18 protein-coding genes are annotated in these 19,553 nt (G+C 64.3%); 11 read left to right on the top strand and 7 right to left on the bottom strand.

Annotated features, from left to right (window positions below):
* Positions 1-125 precede the first annotated feature (125 nt).
* Positions 126-2,072, bottom strand: coding sequence for a CocE/NonD family hydrolase (locus tag ASF04_RS04475; protein ID WP_056138535.1), 1,947 nt, complete (start codon positions 2,070-2,072; stop codon positions 126-128).
* 329 nt (positions 2,073-2,401) lie between these two features.
* Here ASF04_RS04475 and ASF04_RS04470 point away from each other — a divergent pair, with 329 nt between their 5' ends.
* The gene (locus tag ASF04_RS04470) at positions 2,402-2,992 is read left to right on the top strand and encodes an FxDxF family PEP-CTERM protein (protein WP_056138533.1); all 591 of its coding nucleotides are present in this window, start codon (positions 2,402-2,404) and stop codon (positions 2,990-2,992) included.
* Positions 2,993-3,108: 116 nt separating this feature from the next.
* Positions 3,109-3,732 (top strand): flavin reductase family protein, encoded by a 624-nt coding sequence (locus ASF04_RS04465; RefSeq protein ID WP_056138531.1) that lies wholly within the window; start codon positions 3,109-3,111, stop codon positions 3,730-3,732.
* 1 nt (position 3,733) lies between these two features.
* On the opposite strand, the gene ASF04_RS04460 is transcribed toward ASF04_RS04465, so the two are convergent.
* Complete coding sequence (locus tag ASF04_RS04460; RefSeq protein WP_056138528.1) at positions 3,734-4,819, bottom strand: type II asparaginase; 1,086 nt, start codon at positions 4,817-4,819, stop codon at positions 3,734-3,736.
* A 127-nt stretch (positions 4,820-4,946) separates the two neighbouring features.
* On the opposite strand from ASF04_RS04460, the gene ASF04_RS04455 reads away from it, so the two are divergent.
* Complete coding sequence (locus tag ASF04_RS04455) at positions 4,947-5,306, top strand: hypothetical protein (RefSeq protein WP_040377851.1); 360 nt, start codon at positions 4,947-4,949, stop codon at positions 5,304-5,306.
* Positions 5,307-5,308: 2 nt separating this feature from the next.
* Here the strand turns inward: ASF04_RS04455 and ASF04_RS04450 are convergent, their stop codons facing one another.
* The 4 genes from ASF04_RS04450 to ASF04_RS04435 form a co-directional block, all read right to left on the bottom strand.
* The gene (locus ASF04_RS04450) at positions 5,309-6,427 is read right to left on the bottom strand and encodes a patatin-like phospholipase family protein (protein WP_227012138.1); all 1,119 of its coding nucleotides are present in this window, start codon (positions 6,425-6,427) and stop codon (positions 5,309-5,311) included.
* Positions 6,428-6,451: 24 nt separating this feature from the next.
* On the bottom strand, positions 6,452-8,608 hold the full coding sequence (locus ASF04_RS04445; RefSeq protein ID WP_056138524.1) for a TonB-dependent siderophore receptor: 2,157 nt from the start codon (positions 8,606-8,608) through the stop codon (positions 6,452-6,454).
* 104 nt (positions 8,609-8,712) lie between these two features.
* A complete protein-coding gene (locus ASF04_RS04440) occupies positions 8,713-10,467 on the bottom strand; it encodes a M23/M56 family metallopeptidase (RefSeq protein ID WP_056138522.1) in 1,755 nt (584 codons plus the stop codon).
* Entirely contained in the window at positions 10,464-10,853 is a 390-nt protein-coding gene (locus tag ASF04_RS04435) for a BlaI/MecI/CopY family transcriptional regulator (protein WP_056138521.1), read from the bottom strand. The genes ASF04_RS04440 and ASF04_RS04435 overlap by 4 nt, the downstream gene beginning before the upstream one ends.
* 187 nt (positions 10,854-11,040) lie before the next feature.
* Between ASF04_RS04435 and ASF04_RS04430 the strand changes: the two genes are divergently transcribed.
* The 8 genes from ASF04_RS04430 (at position 11,041) to ASF04_RS27315 (ending at position 17,121) form a co-directional block, all read left to right on the top strand.
* Positions 11,041-11,658 carry a hemolysin III family protein gene (locus ASF04_RS04430; RefSeq protein ID WP_056138518.1) on the top strand — a complete coding sequence of 206 codons (618 nt, stop codon included), beginning with the start codon at positions 11,041-11,043 and terminating at the stop codon, positions 11,656-11,658.
* 27 nt (positions 11,659-11,685) lie between these two features.
* The gene (locus ASF04_RS04425; protein ID WP_056138880.1) at positions 11,686-12,567 is read left to right on the top strand and encodes a LysR family transcriptional regulator; all 882 of its coding nucleotides are present in this window, start codon (positions 11,686-11,688) and stop codon (positions 12,565-12,567) included.
* Positions 12,568-12,815: 248 nt separating this feature from the next.
* The gene (locus ASF04_RS27820) at positions 12,816-12,992 is read left to right on the top strand and encodes a hypothetical protein (protein WP_164474762.1); all 177 of its coding nucleotides are present in this window, start codon (positions 12,816-12,818) and stop codon (positions 12,990-12,992) included.
* A 162-nt stretch (positions 12,993-13,154) separates the two neighbouring features.
* On the top strand, positions 13,155-13,532 hold the full coding sequence (locus ASF04_RS04420; RefSeq protein ID WP_056138516.1) for a LiaI-LiaF-like domain-containing protein: 378 nt from the start codon (positions 13,155-13,157) through the stop codon (positions 13,530-13,532).
* Complete coding sequence (locus ASF04_RS04415) at positions 13,529-14,296, top strand: LiaI-LiaF-like domain-containing protein (protein WP_056138514.1); 768 nt, start codon at positions 13,529-13,531, stop codon at positions 14,294-14,296. Before ASF04_RS04420 ends, ASF04_RS04415 begins: the two co-directional genes overlap by 4 nt.
* Before the next feature lie 15 nt (positions 14,297-14,311).
* Positions 14,312-15,388 (top strand): sensor histidine kinase, encoded by a 1,077-nt coding sequence (locus tag ASF04_RS04410; RefSeq protein WP_056138512.1) that lies wholly within the window; start codon positions 14,312-14,314, stop codon positions 15,386-15,388.
* Positions 15,389-15,391: 3 nt separating this feature from the next.
* Complete coding sequence (locus ASF04_RS04405; protein WP_056138511.1) at positions 15,392-16,129, top strand: LytTR family DNA-binding domain-containing protein; 738 nt, start codon at positions 15,392-15,394, stop codon at positions 16,127-16,129.
* Between the two features lie 98 nt (positions 16,130-16,227).
* Complete coding sequence (locus ASF04_RS27315) at positions 16,228-17,121, top strand: hypothetical protein (RefSeq protein WP_156368525.1); 894 nt, start codon at positions 16,228-16,230, stop codon at positions 17,119-17,121.
* Between the two features lie 104 nt (positions 17,122-17,225).
* Here ASF04_RS27315 and ASF04_RS04395 read toward each other — a convergent pair whose 3' ends face one another.
* Positions 17,226-19,553 carry an ATP-dependent DNA helicase gene (locus tag ASF04_RS04395; protein WP_056138506.1) on the bottom strand — a complete coding sequence of 776 codons (2,328 nt, stop codon included), beginning with the start codon at positions 19,551-19,553 and terminating at the stop codon, positions 17,226-17,228.

Raw genomic sequence — 19,553 nt, 5'->3', positions numbered from 1 at the left:
TATTGGAAATAGTAGTGTTGCAACTTTACTGTGTCAGGCAACGGAAATCCTCTCCAAAATGGGAGGCTGAATCCGCACTGGAAGCCAGAAACTGGCGCAATCGTACCGGTTTCTGGCCTGGTTGCTTAGCGGGGACCCGGCAGCACCTGCACCTCGATGCCCGAAAACATCGAGGGGGCGCGGTACACGCGCTGGGTAGCCTTGCGGAAATCCTCAGGCCTGGCCTTGGGGATATCGACAAAAGTTTGCGGGTTCAGGTCCACCAGCGGGAACCACGAGCTCTGGATCTGAACCATGATACGGTGGCCGCGACGGAACGTGTGGTTGATGTCGGCCATGCTGAAATTGACCGGTTCGACCTTGCCGGGCGTGAACGGCTCCGGCTTCTCGAAACCGTTGCGGAACTTGCCGCGCAAGGGATCGCCGCGCACCAGTTGCTGGTAGCCGGCCATGGGAATGGCCGGTTTCTCGACATCGGTGCGCGGGCCGTCGGGCTTGCCGGCCGCCGGGTAGTCGTCGGGATAGACGTCGATCAGTTTCACGATCCAGTCAGCATCGGTGCCGCTGGTGGAGACGAACAGGCGCGGTTTCACCGGACCGCTCAAGGTCACATCTTCGTCCAGCGGCTCGCTGCGGTAGGTCAGCACGTCGGTGCGGCTCGAAGCAAAACGCTGGTCGCCCACCATGTATTCCTTGGGCACGCCGATGGCCGGATAGCCGGTGTACGGCACCGGCTTGCGCGGATCGGCAACGTATTCGTCGAAGCCGTCGCCGCCGGTCGCCGGTTGCTGCCAGGCCAGGGTGCCGTTGGCGCCCAGGTACAAGGTGCGTGCCTGCGCCTGCTTCGGTGGCCAGGCCGCGTACTCGCGCCAGACATTGCTGCCGGTCTCGAAGGCATGTACTTCCGCCTGGTTGGGATTGGCCACGCCTTTCAGGTGCTGCTCGAAGAACGGAAACTCGATATTTTTACGGAAGTACTCGCCGGTCCTGGCGCCGAACTGCACGCTGCCCAGGCTCTGGCCGTCGTAGCGGCGCCAGGCGCCGTGCGACCATGGCCCCATCACTAGGCCGCTGTAGATCGCCGGATTATTGCGCTTGATGGCGTGGTAGGTGGTGAGCGGGCCTTGTAAATCCTCGGCGTCGTACCAGCCGCCCACGGTCAGCACCGCCGCCTTGATGTTTTTCAGGTGCGGCGCGATGTTGCGGGTTTTCCAGAAGTCGTTATAGTTCCAGTTGGCAATCGTCGGCATCAGCAAGGCGCGCTGGGAGGCCGTCATGGTGTCGGTGATGTTGGACAGCGTCAGGTGCGACAGGAAGAAGTCGTAGCCGTCCGGGGTGCCGTAGTCGAAGTTGCTCCAGCTTTTAGGCAGCGGGGTCGGGTTCTGGGCTTCGACAAAGGCGGCGTAGAAGTCGAAATTGGCCGCCAGCATGAAGGCGCCGCCATGGTAGGAGTCGTCGTTCATGTACAGGTCGGTCACCGGCGCCTGCGGCGACGCAGCCTTGATGGCCGGGTGCGAATCGATGATGCTGGCCGAGGTATAAAAGCCCGGATAGGAGATCCCCAGGATGCCGACCTTGCCATTGTTGTTGGGAACATTTTTCAGCAACCACTCGACGGTGTCGTGCATGTCCTCGCTTTCATTGCCTTCGCCCCTGGCGCGGCGCGGGTTCACGTGCGGTGTCATTTCCTGCCATTTGCCTTCCGACATATAGCGGCCGCGCACGTCCTGCTGCACGAAGATATAGCCGCTGCGCTGGAATTCGGGTGACGGGCCCAGGCGCGCGGGATAGAAATCGACGCCGTAGTGCAACTCATCATCGGCATGCACGCCAGCGCTGTACGGCGTGCGTTCCATCAGGAACGGATAACGGCGGCTGGCGTCCTTGGGGACGTACACGGTCGTGAACAGGCGGGTGCCGTCGCGCATCGGGATGCGGTATTCGTACTTGGTGTACTGCTCGCGCACGCGGGCAACGGTGGAGGCGGCCGGTTCGTCGGCGGCCCGGGCCGGGGTTACGATGCTGCCCAGCAGCGCGATGGCGAGGGCGAGGGTATGCAGGCGGTGGTTCATGGTCTTCCTGTGGTCGGTTCAGCAAACTTGCCTAGTGTAATGTCAGTGGATAACTTTCGCTGCGTTAAATTTGCGCAACGAAATATTTTCCTTATTAAACAACTGCTTGGCATCCACCCCCAGCGTTTGTTAACAGGCTTATCCACAGAATTTGTGAGCAACTCTCTCAAAATGAGATTCCTAAGGCAATCTTAATATTATGCTCAGCAATGTTAGTTAGCGCACAGTTGGCTTTTGCACAAAAATATATGCTTGATGACATCGAATGAATGCATTCGGTAAGGGTCATTGCTCGATAGGCAAATTTATAACGTTACGGAAAAAGACAAATGAAAATCAAAAAAGTACTGCTCGCATCCCTGATCGCTGGCGCATCCCTGATCGCTTCCTCTGCTTACGCAGCCGAAGTCAGTAAAACCGTTACGATCGACCTGAAAGCTGACGGCGAAGGCGGATACAACGCTTATTTCGGCAATACCTTCTACAAAGCTAATCAAAACGATACGTTTAGCGATAAATTCATGTTCACCCTGGGCAGTAACTTCGACTCCACCTCGTCGTTGACTTCGAGCTACCTGAGCTCGACAACCGTCAAGGATCTGGTCATCACCAGCTACAACCTGGTCAAATATGATCCAACCACCAGCGCTGTGCTGACCACGTACACTGGTGTAAATACCCTGGGCAACGGCGTGAATGCCAAAGATGGCTGGGAAATCACCAACATGGGCCTGACCGCCGGTTCGTATTACTTCCAGGTCGGTGGTCTGGTCAACGGCAATGGCGGTGGCTCTTATGCTTCGGACCTGAACATTGCTGTTGCACCAGTGCCAGAAGCCGAGACCTACGCGATGATGATCGCCGGCCTGGGCCTGCTGGGCGTGGTGGCACGTCGTCGCAAGGCTGCCAAGCAAGCGTAAGCTAACTGGTTGTCATTCCCTGCGGGGCGGGCGCGCAAGTGCCCGCCCCGCAGTCGTTTACGGCTTATGCCAGAATACGTGTTGGCGCCGCCCGGCGCCGACTTTCCAGGAGCATCATGGACGACCGCTATTTCTACCAGCCCGCACAAGGCCACGGCCTGCCGCACGACCCGTTCAACGCCATCGTGGGCCCGCGCCCGATCGGCTGGATCTCTTCGCAATCGGCTGCAGGTGTGCTCAACCTGGCCCCCTACAGCTTTTTCAACGCCTTTAATTACACGCCGCCGCTGATCGGCTTTGCCAGCATCGGCCGCAAGGATACCCTGCGCAACATCGAGGAAACCGGCGAGTTCGTCTGGAACCTGGCCACGCGCCCGCTGGCCGAGGCCATGAACGCCAGCTGCGCTGCGGCGCCGCCCGAGGTGGACGAGTTCGCGCTGGCCGGCCTGGTTACGGCGCCGTCGCGCATCGTTGGCGTGCCGCGCGTGGCAGCGAGCCCGGTGTCGTTCGAATGCAAGTGCAGCCAGATCATCCGCCTGCAAGGCGCATCGGGCGACGCCACCAATACGTGGCTGGTGATGGGGGAGGTGGTGGGGGTGCACATCGCGCAGGCACTGCTGCGCGATGGTATTTACGATACGGCCGGCTCGCAGACCATCCTGCGTGCCGGCGGCCCGGCCGATTACTTCGAGATCACGCCCGACGGCCTGTTCCAGATGCGGCGACCGGACTACCCATGAATCAATAGGTATAGAACATCTGCTGGATGGCACGGGTGTCGGCGGTTTTGGTCAGCGCCAGCATCAGCAGGATGCGCGCCTTTTGCGCGCTCAGGGTGTCGGCCGCAACGAAATCGAGTTCGTCGTCGTTGGCTTCGCCGTTGCGTGCCAGGATGCCCTGGCCGACGCGGCTGGCGCGTACGATTACCACGCCCTGCTTGCGCGCGGCCACCAGCGCCGGTTTTACCGTGGCCGCCAGGCTGCCGTCACCCACGCCCGCATGGATGATGCCCTTGGCGCCCGCCGCCACCAGCGCATTGAGCGCCACCGGACCGACGTTGGCGTAGCCATAGACGATATCGACTTGCGGCAGGGTGGTCAGTTTGCTGACGTCGAACTCGGCATCAACCGTGTGCTTGCGGGTGGAAGCGCGGTAAAAATACGGCTTGCTGCCCTGGATGTAGCCGAGCAGGCCCAGTTCCGGCGTCTTGAAGCTGTCCGGTGTGGAGGTGTTGGTCTTGCTGACATCGCGCGCGCTATGGATCTGGTCGTTCAACGCCACCAGGACGCCTTTGCCGACCGCGTCCTTGCTGGCGGCCAGCAGCACTGCGTTGTACAGGTTGATCGGACCGTCGGCCGACAGCGCCGTACCGGGACGCATTGCGCCCACCAGCACTACCGGCTTTTTGCTCTTGACGGTCAGATCGAGGAAATACGCGGTTTCTTCCAGCGTATCGGTGCCGTGGGTGATGACGATGCCGTCGACGTCCGCTTGCGCCAGCAGCGTGTTGACGCGCTTGGCCAGCGCCAGCCAATGCTCATTGGTCATGTTCTCGCTGGCGATCTGGAATACCTGCTCGCCTTTTACCTGCGCCACTTTCGACAGCTCCGGCACGGCCTTGATCAGGGTATCGACACCGACCGTGGCGGCGGTGTAGCCGACCGTGGTGGTGGAGCTGGCGCCGCTGCCGGCAATGGTGCCGCCGGTGGCCAGGATGGTGACATTGGCCAGCTTTTCTGCTGCCCCCGCATAGCTGCCCAACAACATGGTGCAGGCCAGCAGGGTTTGTACGGTGCGTACCAGACGGTCGGGAAGGTTGTGTGACATGCGGTCGGTCTCCAGTTGCAGTGCTATAAAGCTGGTCAGTTTAACAAAGTCGGTGGTTGTCAACAATGCCGAGGGGTGATGCGTTAAGTGGGGTGTATCTGGCATCATGGACAAGATGAGCAACCATATGAATTTTTCACACACCTTGCGCCGGCATGGCGCCGGGCTGCTGGCGGTGGCCGCCATGCTGGCTCTGGCCGGCTGCGGCGAAACCCGCGCGCAAAAAAAGCAGCGCGAAGCGAGCGCGGTGATTGCCATGGGCGAGAAATACGTCCGCGAGAAAATCCGCGAACCGGCGTCGGCGCAGTTTCGCAACCAGTTCATCGGCAAGGGCGGCGCGCCGTGCGGCGAGGTCAACGCCAAGGATGCGTTTGGCGCCTACCTCGGCTACCAGCGCTATATTTCGGTGGCGCGCGAACTGACCATGCTGGCGCAGGATATGCCGCACGACGAATTCGAGGAATCCTGGCGCGAGATGTGTAAATAGTATTATTGATTGCTGAAAGGGCGGCTGTAGCGCGTTGCGCGCCGTACGTCGGGATGCCGGCCGATCGGGTGCGCCAGCGCCTCGCGGGCGCGGTCGTAGCCGTATTGCCACTGGTCGCGCGCGTGCTGCACGAAGATGTCGTACGTGGGCGGCATCGCCAGTTCGATGCGGTTGCGGCTCCAGTGCAGCTTTTGCTGCAATTGCTGGCGCGCCAGCGCCTTCGAGATATCGGACGAATCGATGCGCAGGTCGGCCAGGTACGTGTTGGCGTAGCGCAGCCGCGCATTGCCGTTCAGGCCCAGCACCGAGCGCCAGGCCGGGATTGAAAACACCTGGTCGAACGCCTCCTTGAATTCCATCACCACCTCGGTGCCCAGCTGGCGGGCGATCTCGACCGGGAACAGGTCGAGCACCCCGCCGATGTATTCCGCGCCCTGGTACTGGCGGCAGCGGAAGTAGATCATGTCCGCGATCGAGATGCGCGCGGCCTCGGTGATCGGCACGCCGCTGTCGATCAGCAGCTCCGGCGCCACGGCATGTTCGCCCCAGCGCGGATCGGCCAGCGGCGACGCCATGCCGCGCAGCGCGGCAGCCGCGCGCTCGCCGCAAAATACGGTTTCGGCAAACAGCTTGCGCTGGCCGCGCGGGCGTCCCACCTCGTGCGCATCGAACAGCAGCTTGCCGCCGATGATGGCCACATCGACCTCCGGCGTGCCGGCGGGCGTGGGGAAGGGCAGCTGCGACGGAATGTCGAACAGGAAGTCGCCGAACAGGTCCGGTATCACCGGCGCGCGCGCCGACGACAGCGTGCGCCGCGCCGCCCGCGCCAGCGTGGCCAGCAGCGCCGCGTGGCGCGTGGATTTGAGCCCGCACCAGAAGTCGTACATGGCGCGCGACGCCAGCCAGTCGCGCTGCGCCTGCGGCTCCGGCAGGTTGTGGATGATGGCGGCGGCAATCGCGCCGCCGCAGCTGGCCACGATCACGTCGGGCGCCTTGCCCGCCTCGCGCAGTGCGGCATACATGCCGATGTAGATGCCGAAGCGGAAACCGCCGCCGCCCATGATCATGCAGCGCTGGTACGGTTGATCGGTGCGGGCGGGGGAAGTCGGTACTGTGGTCATGGGTGAAACCATACCACAGCACGGCTACCGGAACTGGTGTTCCACCATCACGCGCACGGCCGCGCTGGTAGGCGTGATGGTGGAACGCGCGCGCAGGCCGGTGGCCTGGAACTGCTGCCAGTCGCGGGACTGCTGGTGCAGCAGATTGGATCCCGACACGCGCAGCTGGGTTTGGGCGTCGAGCTTCCACAGTGCATACAGGTCCAGCTGGCGGCCTGGCGACGTGCCCAGGCGCAGCTGCGTTGATTGCTGCGTGGTGACGCCGCCCTTGTAGGTGAAGTCGCCGCCGACGGTCCAGGCGCCGCCGGGCAGCTTGTAGTCCGCGCCCAGGTTGGCGGTGACCGGCACCTGTTCTTCGAGCGTGTTATGGGGGCCGGCCACGCTGTCCACGCGCGACCAGTTGCGCGCCAGGTTGGCGCGCAGGTCCACCGCCGGCGCCGCCGCCCAGCCCAGCAGGCGACGCAGCGGCAGCTTCGCTTCCAGTTCGATGCCATGCACGCTGGCGTTGCCGTTGTTGAATGGCGTCTCCACCCACACGCTGCCCTCCTGGAACAGGCGGGTTTGCGTGACGTCGCGGATGCGGCGCCAGTACACGCTCACGCTGGCCAGGGCGCCGTCGCCCAGGTAGCGCTCGTAAGCGGCATCGAGGCCCCAGGCCAGCTCGGGGCGCAGCTGCGGGTTGCCCTGTTCGTCGGGATTGGTCGGGTTGTTGTTATTGTCCATGGTGTAGCGGCGCGGCACCAGCTTGGCCAGCGTCGGCGCCTTATACGTGCGCGCCAGCGCCAGGCGCAGCACGTCCCGGTTCGGCAGTGCGTAGCGTGCCTGCAGCGACGGACTCCACACGGCCGACGTGACGTCCAGCGCATCGGGCGAATTGGCTGCCAGCGCACGACTGGCCGTTTGCAGGCGCTCGTGGCGCAGTCCCGCATACAGCGAAAACTGTTTAGATATTTCCCATTCGTCTTGCGCGAACAGCGCCAGGCGTTTGACCACGGCGCTGTAGTCGGCGTTGCTGGCCTCCGTCTGCATGCCGGCGCCGTCGAAAATGGTTTCGCTGCGGTCTTCGTCGCGGCGCGCCCGGCTGGCGTCCCAGCCGATCGCCAGCGCGTGGCGCGCGCCCACCGGGTGGCGCCAGGTACCGGTGAACGTCACGGCCGTTTCGGCGGGACCGGCATCGACGTGGCGGTGCACGGCCCGCGCGCCGTTCGCGTCCATGCCGTAAAAGTCGTAGCCGGTGCTGCGGCGGTTGCTGTTGGCGCCCAATTTGGTTTCGAGCTTGTCGCCGTTGGCGAGATTATGGTTCCACTGCAGATCGCTGCGCAGCATGGTGATGCGGGCGTGGTAGTCCGACACAAAATGCGGAAATTCGCTGGCGCTGCCCACCAGCGTTTGTTCGTTGGCGCGGTTGCGCACATCGAAGTGGCGCAGGTTGGCGAAACCCTGCCAGGCGAGGGTGTCGCCGCCGCCCAGGGCCCAGCTCGCGCGCGGCGTCAAGGTCAAATTGTCGTTGCGGATGGACTTTGGTTGCGGCGTATGGCGCCGCAGCGTGACCACGCCGTCAGCGTCGGTCAGCGTTTCGTCGTCGGCGATGGCTTCCTCGGTGCGCTGGCGCGACAGCGTGGCGGCTATGCTGTACGAGAGGCTATCCGCCTGGTCCGACAACTGCGCGGTAAGCGTGGGCGACGTGGTGCCGCCACGGCGGGTGGCGCTGGCGGCCAGCGACCGCTGGCCGCGCCTGACCGCCTTTTTCAGGATGATGTTGATGCTGCCGGCCACCGCCTGGTTGCTCGACGCTGCCGTGGCGCTGCGCAGGATTTCCACCCGCTCGATCATCTCGGGCGCCACCGAGTCGAGCGAGAAGCCGGTCGCCACCGGCTCGCCGTTGAGCAGGATCTGGGTGTAACCCTTGCCCAGGCCGCGCATGCTGATCTCGCCTCCTTGGCCGGGCACGCCCGAGATGCTGATGCCGGGCAGGCGCTTGAGGGCGTCGGCCAGGGTCTGATCGCCCTGGCGTACCAGCTCGGCGTGAGTGACGACGATGGCGGTGGTGGTTTCGCGCTGGCGCACGTCGGCGCGGGCGGCGGTGATTTCGATCTGCTGCGTTGCTTCGGCAGCGATGGGCGTGGCGGGCGTCGATGGCGCGGCCAGCAGCATGCTGGCCGCAAGAATCGGAAGTGACATGGAGGTTCCTGTGCGGGGTTCTTGAAACGGATCGCCAAAACGCGGGCGATAGGAGTCCTGTCCGCCACCGGTCGGGTGGCGGATGCAGGCATGGTTATCGGTGGTTAGTAGCCCAGTTGCTGGCGCCGCACGGCAAGTGCGCGCCCGGTCGCATGCTGGTCGAGACCGGCAAGCACGGTGGCCGGATCGATGGCCCGGCCGTTCTGGCGCAGCTGGAAGTGCAGGTGCGGGCCGGTGGAAAAGCCGGTCACGCCGACGGTGCCGATGACCTGGCCCGCCGCCACCTTCGCGCCCGGGTGCACCGCCGTGGTGTCCAGGTGGGCGTAGAGCGCCTGGGTGGCCTCATTGCCATCACCGCTGGCGATGACGATGGTGGTGCCGTAGCGGCCGTTGTTCTCATCGAGCTTGCCGGCAGCAAGCACGGTCCCGGCGGCAGCTGCGCGCACCGGCGTGCCCACTGGCGCCGGCAAGTCGAGACCCTGGTTGGGCCGTGGTGAAACGCTGCGCATCACGCCGAAAAAGCCGGAGACACGCATTTTGTCGAGCGGGTTGTGCCAGGCGATGGGTGCTGACGTTGACACCGAGGCCGCTGGCGCAGCAGCCACAGCGGCCGCAGTGGCTTGGCCGGCAGATCCTGCTGGCACCGGCAAAGTGCCCGCTGCCAATAGCGGCAGAGTGCTTACCGCCAGTGCAGGGCGCAGCAATGCGCCGCCAGTCAGCACGCCGATTAGCATTGCCGCCACGGTCCAGGCGCCGGCAGCTGGCAAGGCTGGCGTTTTGGCGTGGCGCAGCTGTTCGATACGCTCACCCACCGTGTGGGCATCGGCGCCGCCAAAGGCGAGGGCGGTTGCAGGCGGCGCAAGCAGTTGCGCGCGCCACTGGGCCAGCAGCGCGCCAGCGTACTGTTTGCGCTGCTGCGGCGGGCGGCCGGCCAGCACGCGGCGGTCGCACGCCAGTTCCACCGCCCAGGCCAGGCGCGCACCGAACCAGCGTGGCGCAGGATTGAACCACAACAGCGTTTGTACCAGGGCCGACACGCCCAGCAGCCAGGGATCGCGCGCACGGCGGTGCTGCAGTTCGTGGGCGATGACCATCTGTTGTTCGATCACGGGAAAATCACGCAGGTGGCGTGGCAGCAGCAGCACCGGCCGCCAGGCGCCCACCAGCATCGGCGAGACCGCCGCATCGGTTTCCATCACCGTCACGCGATGGCGGGCGATGTCATACAGTTGGCGCGCGTCGAAGCCGCCGTGCGCACCCAGCGCCTGCCGCGACAGACGCCGCGCGCCGCCCAGCAGGCCGCGCCACAACCGCCAGGCGCGCGCCAGGCGCCGCACGGCACAGGCCAGGCCGGCGCAGTAGATGGCGGCCCAGAGCAACGGTACCCAGGCAAGCAGCGCCGCTGCGGTAATGGTGAATGGCGCGGTATTGACTGTCGCAGTCGCAGTCGCAGGCGTGGCAACGGTAGTATCAGCGCTCGCACCGGCCCTGATTCTGGTATCGGCAACCACACCTATGGCCGCAGTGAAAGCGGCTGGCGGCGCAGTGACCGCAGCAGGTATGGTCCCGGCACGTACGGTTGACGAAGGCAGCGCCGGGGCCAGCGGCGCGGGCACGACGACAGTCAACGTTGGCGCCATGGCCCGGTCCAGCGCCGGCAGAAACGGCAGCAGCGTCACCGCGGCTACCACGGCTTGCGCGGCCAGCCACACCAGGCGCTGGCCGCGCAGGGCCGGCCAGGTGCGTGCTGCCAGTGTGAGCACCGCATGCACCAGCAGGCCGGCCAGCACGCAGCCGAAGCAGGCCAGCAGCCATTGCCATAGCAGCAGCGTGGGCGTTGCCATTGTCAGCGCGCTCATGGCTGTTCCGCCTCGTCGTCGGGCCAGTCGTTGAGCATTTGTTCGAGCCGGGACAGCTCCTGCTGGTCCACCAGCTTGCTGCCGGTGAACATCGCCACTGGCAGCGGTGCGTCCAGTTCCATCACGCGGCGGCCGAAGTCGTGGGCAAACGCGGCCAGCGTGCCGACCTTGTCGAGCCGGGGGCTGTACACATTGACGCCGTGCATGACGTGAACCGTGATCATGTCCTTGTCGAGCATGCGGTCGAGCGTCTTGCGGGTCGATGAGAACGACCACGCCAGTTCGTCGGCGGCGGCATCGTGGATTTCGCGGGCGCTGAGCGGTTGCTGCTTCCACAGCGCCTTGAGCAAGGTCAGTTCGCTGACCGACGGGATGGGATTGAACATGGATTTTCCTGTTTTGCGACGAGTGGGGTTATTGTGCGACATCTGTCGCGCAATCGTCAAGCGATAGTGTCGCAGTTTGTAACATTGCTTTGAATAAATTTTTTATGTGCTACCATTAAGTTTTTGCTAAGTATCACGGCAGCCGGCGCGCTATACAATGGTTCGCTTTACCAGCATCGGAAGCCCTATGTATTACGGAGAGCGCTTCAACAGCATTACCCACACGGTGGGTGCAGCCCTGGCGGCGGCAGGTGGCATTGTGCTGATCGTACTGGCCGCGCGCAGCGGCGACCCCTGGAAAGTGGTGAGCTTCAGCATTTTTGCCGCCACCCTGTTCGGACTGTACCTGGTCTCCACGCTGTATCACAGCTTGCGCGGCCGCGCCAAGGACGTGCTGCGGCAGATGGATTACTGCGCCATCTACCTGCTCATCGCCGGGACCTATACGCCGTTTACTTTGGTGAGCCTGCGCGGACCGTGGGGCTGGTCATTGTTCGGCGTGGTGTGGGGACTGGCGCTGGTGGGCATCGTGCAGGAGCTGTGGTTCGCCAAGGGCAAGCGCATCCTGTCGCTGGTGATTTACGTGGCCATGGGCTGGGTGGGCGTGATCGGCGCCAGACCGCTGATTGCGGCGCTGGGCCTGGACGGCTTCCTGTGGATCGCCGGAGGCGGCCTGGTGTACACGGTGGGCATCGCTTTTTTCGTGACCGATCACAAGTGGCGCTACGGCCACGGCGTGTGGCACCTGTTCGTGCTGGGCGGGAGCGCCTGCCACTTTGCCGCCGTGCTGTTGTACGTGGCGTGAACGATCAATCAAGTAGAGTTGAACCAAGTGGACATTAATTCGGACGATCTGAAAACCTTCATCACCGTGATCGACAGCGGCACCCTCAGCGCTGCCTCGGTGCACCTGGGCCAGACCACGTCGGGCGTGAGCCGGGCGTTGTCGCGGCTCGAGGACAAGCTGGCTACCTCGCTGCTCACGCGCACCACGCGCCGCATGGAATTGACCGAAGAAGGCCAGTTGTTCCTCGAGCGCGCGCGCGCCATCCTGGGCGCCATGGAAGAAGCCGAGGAAACCATCCGCATCCGCCGCCAGCAGCCGGCCGGACGCCTGTGCGTGGATGCGGCCTCGCCGTTCATGCTCCATTGCGTGGTGCCGCACGTGGCGGAATTCCGCGCGCTGTACCCGGAGATCCGGCTCGAGTTGAGCAGCAACGACCAGATCACCGACCTGATCGAACACCGCACCGACATTGCGATCCGCATCGGCACGCTGCCCGACTCCACCTTGCACGCGCGGGCGCTGTCCGCCAGCCCGCTGTACGTGCTGGCCAGTCCCGACTACCTGGCGCGGCACGGTGCACCGCGCACGCCGGAAGACCTGGCCGGCCATTCGCTGCTGGGCTTTGCCCAGTACGAGCAGGGCAACAGCTGGCCGCTGCAACACGCCAACGGCAACAGCTTGGTAATCACGCCTTCATTGTCGGCCTCCAGCGGCGAGACCTTGCGCCAGCTGGCGCTGGCCGGGCAGGGCATCGTGTGCCTGGCCGACTTCATGACCCGCGCCGACATCGCCGACGGCCACCTGGTCAAGGTGCTCGAAGACAGCTACACCGGCTACCGCCAGCAGATCCACGCCGTCTATTACCGCAACACGCAACTGGCGCGGCGCATCGGTTGCTTCCTCGATTTTCTCCAGCAGAAGTTATAACTATCATCAAGTGTGAGGCCGCGTACAGAGTATGCGGCAGCGCTACGCTATAGTGGCTGCGCGTGCCTGGAGCGCATTCTTGCAGATGTCGCTCGGCAGCAGGTAAGCCGGTAGCCTCAAGTACCGGCACCAGAATTTTTTTTGGTTGGGGCTCGCCAAACCTACTGCGCCGCCTGCTACGGTTTTGCGAGGCCCCCGAGGCTTCACTACATTCTACATTTGCTTCACTCAATTTTTGGGAGACGGGCATGTCGCAGACTTTGCATCCTTCGAAGCATTTGGTACGAGCATGGCTAGAGCGCCGGACGCGTGAGTTCAAGCCGCCGCCAACGCCCGAGGAAATTCGCCGTCAACTGGGCTGGGGCCTGATGTTGTTTGAACCTGCTCTCATTCCTGTGAAGGCCAATCCACGCTCCCGCCGCTAAGCACTGCAGCCTTTATCCAAAAACCCACCCGCCACCGGCGGTGTGGGTTTTTTTTCGCCTGAGCGCCGTTCACCGGTGCATTTCCGTCATTCGCCGATTTGTGGTTTGCCAGCCGGCGGTTCCCCGTTATTGTGATGGTCATGTCACAAGGGGGAACCGAACATGAATGTGGAAACCGTTTATAAATGGCGCCAGCAACTGGTGTGGGGCATCGGCCTGATCGTGGTGGGGGTGGTCGTGCTGTTGCAGCGCGCGGACCTGATCGACCTCGATCTGCGCGTGTCCGAGCTGTGGCGCTACTGGCCCTGGCTGCTGGTGATCAGCGGCCTGACGCAAGTGATTCCGCCCACCACGCCAGCCTACCTGCTCAGCGGCCTGTGGAGCTTTTTCTTTGCCGGCTGGTGGTACGTATCGTTCAATCATATCTGGGGCTGGGGCTTCCGCGATACCTGGCCGGCGCTGATCGTAGCCTGCGGCGTCGGCCTGCTGCTGCGCCCCCTGCTGGAAAATATCTTCGACGCCCACAAGGAGCAAAAATGAGCCGCATCGCCAAAACCAATCCGAAGGCGCAAATGGTGCTGGGCCTGCTGGTGGTCGTCATCGGCCTGCTATTCCTGGTCGATAACCTGGGCTGGATCGACCTCGATTTCCGCCGCCTGCTGGTGCCCACCGCGCTTCTGCTGGCCGGGGTGCTCAAGCTCACCCACACGCGTACCAATTCCGGCAACGTGGTGGGCGTGGTGCTGGTTTGCGTGGGCAGTATCGGCGTGTTGCGCGGCATCGGCTTCCTCGATTTCGACTGGCGCGATATCTGGCCCGTGGTACTGATCATTGTCGGTATTGGCATCGTCTATAAAGCCAGCAATGCCGCCAATGGCACCGGCAACAGCGGCGACTGGGCCGGCGGCGACGATCCCAAGGCCGCGTTCCAGGTGCCCGGCGACGAATACGTCAAGGCGCAGCGCGACACCGACGGCGACGACGTCATCAACTTCGTCTCGGTGGTGGGCACGGCCAACCGGCGCGTGAATACGCAGAATTTTCGCGGCGGCGAAGTGACCGCCATCCTCGGCAGCGCCGATCTCGACCTGCGCCAGGCCTCGATTCAGGGCGATGCCGTGCTCAATATCTTCTCGCTGGCCGGCGGCATCACCATCAAGGTGCCGGTGGACTGGGTGGTGGTGATGGAGGGTACCGCGATCATCGGCGGCTTCGAAGAAAAGACCGCGCCGCCCGCCGGCACCGGCAAGCGCCTGGTCGTGCGCGGCTATGCCATCCTCGGCGGCCTGGAAGTGCGCAACTAGCAGGCCCGTACCACGATGCTCGCAGCGTTCTCGAACCGTCGCGGCGCCGCCATCTACATGGTGGTGTGGCTGTTCTTCGGCCTGGCGCTCGGTGGCGTGATCGCGCTGACCAGCGATACGCCGCTGGCCAACGCCATGCTGTTCGCGATCCCGCTGAACATGGTCTATGCGCTGGTGGCCGGCTACTCCGCCTACTACCTGTGCCGCGCCTACCCGCTCGGTGCGCGCCCGGCCGGCACCGTTGCTGCGGTGCTGACGGTGGCAGCGGTGGTATCGGGCGTGCTGTGGCTGCTGGCCGGGCACTTGTGGAATGCGGTGACCGCGCTGCCAGACCTGGAGTGGGCCGGCATCGTGCTCACGCCGCAGCTCTCGGCGCTGATCGTGGGCCTGGGCATACTGCTCTACGGCTGCGCGGCGGCAGTGCACTACCTGGTGATCGAATTCGTGCGGGCCAGGAGCGCCGAGCGGCGCGAACTCGAATCGCAATTGCTGGCGCAGGAGGCCGAACTGCGCATGCTGCGCACCCAGATCGATCCGCATTTTCTGTTCAACAGCCTCAATTCGATCAGCGCGCTCACTTCCTGCGACGCCGGCGCCGCGCGCCGCATGACGCTGGAGCTGGCCAGCTTCTTTCGTCAGAGCCTGGGCATGGAAGCGCACAGGATGGTCACGCTGGGCGAGGAGCTGGTGCTGATCCGGCATTTCCTCGCCATCGAACAGGTGCGCTTCGGCGACCGGTTGCGGGTGGAGTGCGCGGTGGACGACGCGGCGCAATCCTGCCTGGTGCCACCCATGCTGATCCAGCCGCTGGTGGAAAACGCCGTCAAGCACGGCATCTGCAACTTGCCCGAGGGCGGCGTGATCCGCATCGCGGCGCAGCGCACCGGTTCGCTGCTGCACATCCGGGTGGACAATCCGGTGGACGAGGATCTGCATGCAGGCACCGGCGGCAGCGGCATCGGCCTGGCCAATGTGCGCCAGCGCCTGGCCCGCGCCTACAAGCACGAGGCCAGCATCCGGTGGGGCTGCCAGGACAATAACTTCAACGTGGACATCGCCATGCCGGCGCACACCACAGACGACAGGGAATAGCAGATGCGGGTATTGATCGTCGATGATGAAATGCTGGCGCGCGCGGTGGTGCGCGAGTACCTCGGTGCGCATGCCGATATCGAGATCGTCGGCGAATGCGCCAACGGCTTCGAGGCGGTAAAAGCCATTACCGAGCTGGCGCCCGACCTGGTCCTGCTCGACATCCAGATGCCCAAGCTCGACGGCTTCGAGGTGGCCGAACTGGCCGGCAACCACACCCGCTACATCTTCGCCACCGCGTTCGACCAGTACGCGATCAAGGCGTTCGAATTCCACGCGCTCGACTACCTGCTCAAACCCTTCAGCCAGCAGCGGCTGGACCAGGCACTGGCCCACGCGCGCGCCAATATTATCAAAGGCACTGGCGACGCCGCCATCGAACGACTGGTGCGCGATGCCGCCAGCCGCAAGCACCCGCTGGACCGGGTGCTGATCCGCGACGGCGCCAGGGTCCACGTGGTGGCCTGCGACCGGATCGACTACATCGAAGCGCAGGACGATTACGTGCGCATCCGCGCCGACGGCAAGGACTATCTGAAAAGCCAGCGCCTGGCGGAGCTGGAAGAGCAGCTCGACGGCGCGCGCTTCCTGCGCATCCACCGCTCGTGCATCGTCAACATCGGCCGCATCGATCGCATCGAGCAGGCCACGCGCGACAGCCACGTCGCCATCCTCAAGGACGGCAGCCGGCTGCCGGTCAGCCGCAGCGGTTATCAAAAGGTGCGCGCGGCGCTGCTGTAGGTAGCGCCTGGCGGGACGCTGCGATCGGCGCCGGACCCGGCACTTGAGAAAAGTACAATTGCGCCTGGATTTATTGTGGCTAACGCACCAGGCACACCATGACAGCATTCTCCGCACCGATTTCCTTTGCCGCCTACACGACGTATGCGGATCGGCGTCCGCGCCTGGCGGCGGGAGCGGCCATGGTGGTGGCGCTGCACCTGGCGCTGCTATGGCTGGCCATGCGGCCGGTGCCGGTGCCAGTTTCAAGCGAACGCCGGGTATGGATACAGCTGCTGCCGTTGGCCGCAGCGCCGGTCGCTGCCACGCTGAGGGTGCAGCCAGCGCAACGCTTGCCGATGCCTGAACCCGTGCCAAGTCCGGTAGTGCAGCAGCGTTTGCAGGCGGCCAGTCCGATGTCATCGGCTGCTCCAGTTGCGCCGGAGGCATCGGATGCCCGGCCGCCGAAGCCAGTATCCGCGCGGCCCGCAACGCCCACTACGCCCCAAATGCCGGCAGCGTCGGCAGCAGCGGCAGCTTCAACAGCCGTAACAACCTCAACAACCGCAACAACTTCGACAGCCTCAGCACCCGCAGCTGCCCCGGCCGAGCAGACGACCTACGTCGATCCGCTGGCCGCGCAACCTGGGCCCGCAGAGCTACCCGCCGATGTGCGCGAGCAGGCGCTCAAGGCTGTCGGCGCCATCGACCGCGAGCTGCGCGCCGGCGAACGCAAGCTGATCGCCGCGCCGCTCGATACACCGCAGGCGCGCCTGGAACGGGGCTTTGCCGAGGCCAGCGCGGCGGTCAAACCGAAATGGTTCGAGTCGGCAAAGATAGAGCTGTTCAGCGCGCCCAACGACCCCAGGCGCATTTACCGCATCATCACCGCGCTAGGCGAGTATTGTTTGTTTTATCCAGAGAAGGCCAGTATGAGCGCCAACAGCGCGGCGGGCTCTGGCCACGCCAGCTTCGGCCAACCGCTGATGGGAGGCTGCCCCCGGCGTTTCTAGCGCTGCGCATCGACGCTGTGGCAGCGCCAGGCGCGTCGTCGTGCCGCGCAGTCATTGATCCAGGACCTGCGCCAGCAGCACTTTCAGTAACGCGCGGGAATTCGTCAGGCCGATACCACCGGCACCGCCGCCCTATCGATACTCCACCACGCCGGCATCAGCGCCTGGATCTCGGGGCGGCCAAAGCGGTCGTCGATCAGGAACACGGTGCCCTGGTCGGACTGGGTGCGGATCACGCGGCCTGCTGCCTGCACCACTTTCTGCATGCCGGGATAGGTGTAGGTGTAGTCGTAGCCGGCGCCGAAGATGGCGTCCATGCGCAGGCGGATCTGCTCGTTGACGGGATTGATTTGCGGCAGGCCGAGCGTGGCGACAAACGCGCCGATCAGGCGCGCGCCGGGCAAATCGACGCCTTCGCCGAACGAGCCGCCCAGTACCGCGAAACCGATACCCCGGCTCTCGAGCGTGAAGCGCGCCAGGAAGTGGGCGCGTTCCGCTTCGTCCATGCGGCGCGACTGGCGCCAGGTGGGCACGTCGGGGTAGCGCTCGGCAAACGCATTGGCCGCCTTTTCCATGTAATCGAAACTGCTGAAGAACGCCAGGTAGTTGCCGGGCTGGCGCAGGTACTGTTCGCCCATCAGCGCGGCAATTGGTTTCAACGATTGCTGGCGGTGCTGGTAACGGGTGGAGATGTGCGACGCCACCTGCACCGACAACTGCTCGGCCACGAATGGCGACTCCACGTCCACCCACGCGGTGGATTCGGGCATGCCCAGCATGTCGCCGAAATAATTCCAGGGACTGAGCGTGGCCGAAAACAGCGCCGTGGTGTGAGTGCTGTCGAAGCGCGGTTTCAAAAACGGCGCCGGCACGATGTTGCGGATGCACAGCAGCGAATCGGCATGGCTGGCGCGCGCGCCCTCGGTTTTTTCGATATCGAACAGCGCATGGTCGCCAAACGATTCGCCAAGGCGCCCGAACAGCAGCGCGCCGAAATAAAACTCCTGCAGTTCTGGATCGTGGTGGGTGGGATGCTCGGCCATGTAGTCGGAGATGGCGGCAGCCGTGGTTTGCAGCGCGATCATGAATTTTTCGGGCAGCGTGGCGTACGATTTATAGTCGACGTCCTGCTCTTTTTCGAGCTGGTTCCACAGCTTGTGCACGCGGTCGAGCGGCTTTTTCAGTTCGGGCGGCGCGGTCTTGCGCAGCAGGCGCAGGCTGGCGTGTTCGAGTTCGGCCGAATACATCTTGCGCGCGCGCGACACCATGTTGTGCGCCTCGTCCACCAGCACGCTGACCTTCCAGTCGTTCAGTACCGTCAGGCTGTGCAGCATGGCGCTCAGGTCGAAATAATAGTTATAGTCGCCGATGACCACGTCGCACCAGCGCGCCAGTTCGGTGCCCAGGTAGTACGGACAGACGTCGTGGGCCAGCGCCACCGCGCGCAAGGTTTCGCGGTCGAGCGATAAAAACGCCACGCCGTCGGCCGGCGGGTTGGTGATATCGAGCGCCGATTGGCGCGCAGCCGGCAGACGGTCATAAAACCCCCTGGCCAGCGGGCACGACTCGCCATGGCAGGCCTTGTCCGGATTGACGCAGGCGGTGGACTTCGATGCCAGCTCCAGCGTGCGCAGCGGCAGCAGCGGGGCGCCGTGGCGGATCACGTCCACCGCGTCGAGCGCCATTTGCCGGCCCGAGGTTTTGGCAGCCAGGAAAAACACTTTATCGACGCCATGTGCGCACGCGCCTTTCAACATCGGGAACAGGCTGCCCACGGTCTTGCCGATGCCGGTGGGCGCCTGCGCCAGCAAGCATACGCGGCGGTTGCTGGCCTTGTACATGGCTTCGGCCAGCTGGCGCTGGCCGGGGCGAAAGTCCGCATGCGGAAAGCGCATCGCTTTCAGCTGTTCGTCGCGGGCGGCGCGGTGCGCCAGTTCCTGCCGCGCCCAGTCGAGGAACAGGCCGCATTGCTGCTGGAAGTATTCCTGCAGGTCCAGCGCGCTGTACTCTTCCTGCAGGCGGGTTTCCTTCTGACTGGCGATGTCGAAATACACGAGGGCCAGCTTGATGGTGTCGAGCCCGCGATTGCTGCAAAACAGGTAGCCATAGATTTTTACCTGCGCCCAGTGCAGCTGGCGCTGGTTGTCTGCCATGCGCGCCAGGTCGCCGCGATAGGTCTTGACCTCTTCGAGGCGGTTGGTGCGCGGGTCGTAGCCGTCGGCGCGGCCGCGCACGTGCAGCGGACCGAAGTCGCCGGACAAGGAGATCTCGGTCTCGTAACCGTCGGCGCGGCGTGCTGCCACCACCGCGTGGCCGGCGATGCCTTCCTGCGCCGTGGGCGACGGCGTGAAGCGCAGATCGAGGTCGCCCGCCTTGGCGGTGAACTCGCACAGCGCGCGCACGGCGATGGTGTAGGTGCCGGCGGTTTCCAT

Source organism: Duganella sp. Leaf61 (genome assembly GCF_001421905.1).
Classification (GTDB): Bacteria; Pseudomonadota; Gammaproteobacteria; order Burkholderiales; family Burkholderiaceae_D; genus Rugamonas; species Rugamonas zoogloeoides.
This window is presented reverse-complemented; position numbering and strand designations above follow the sequence as displayed.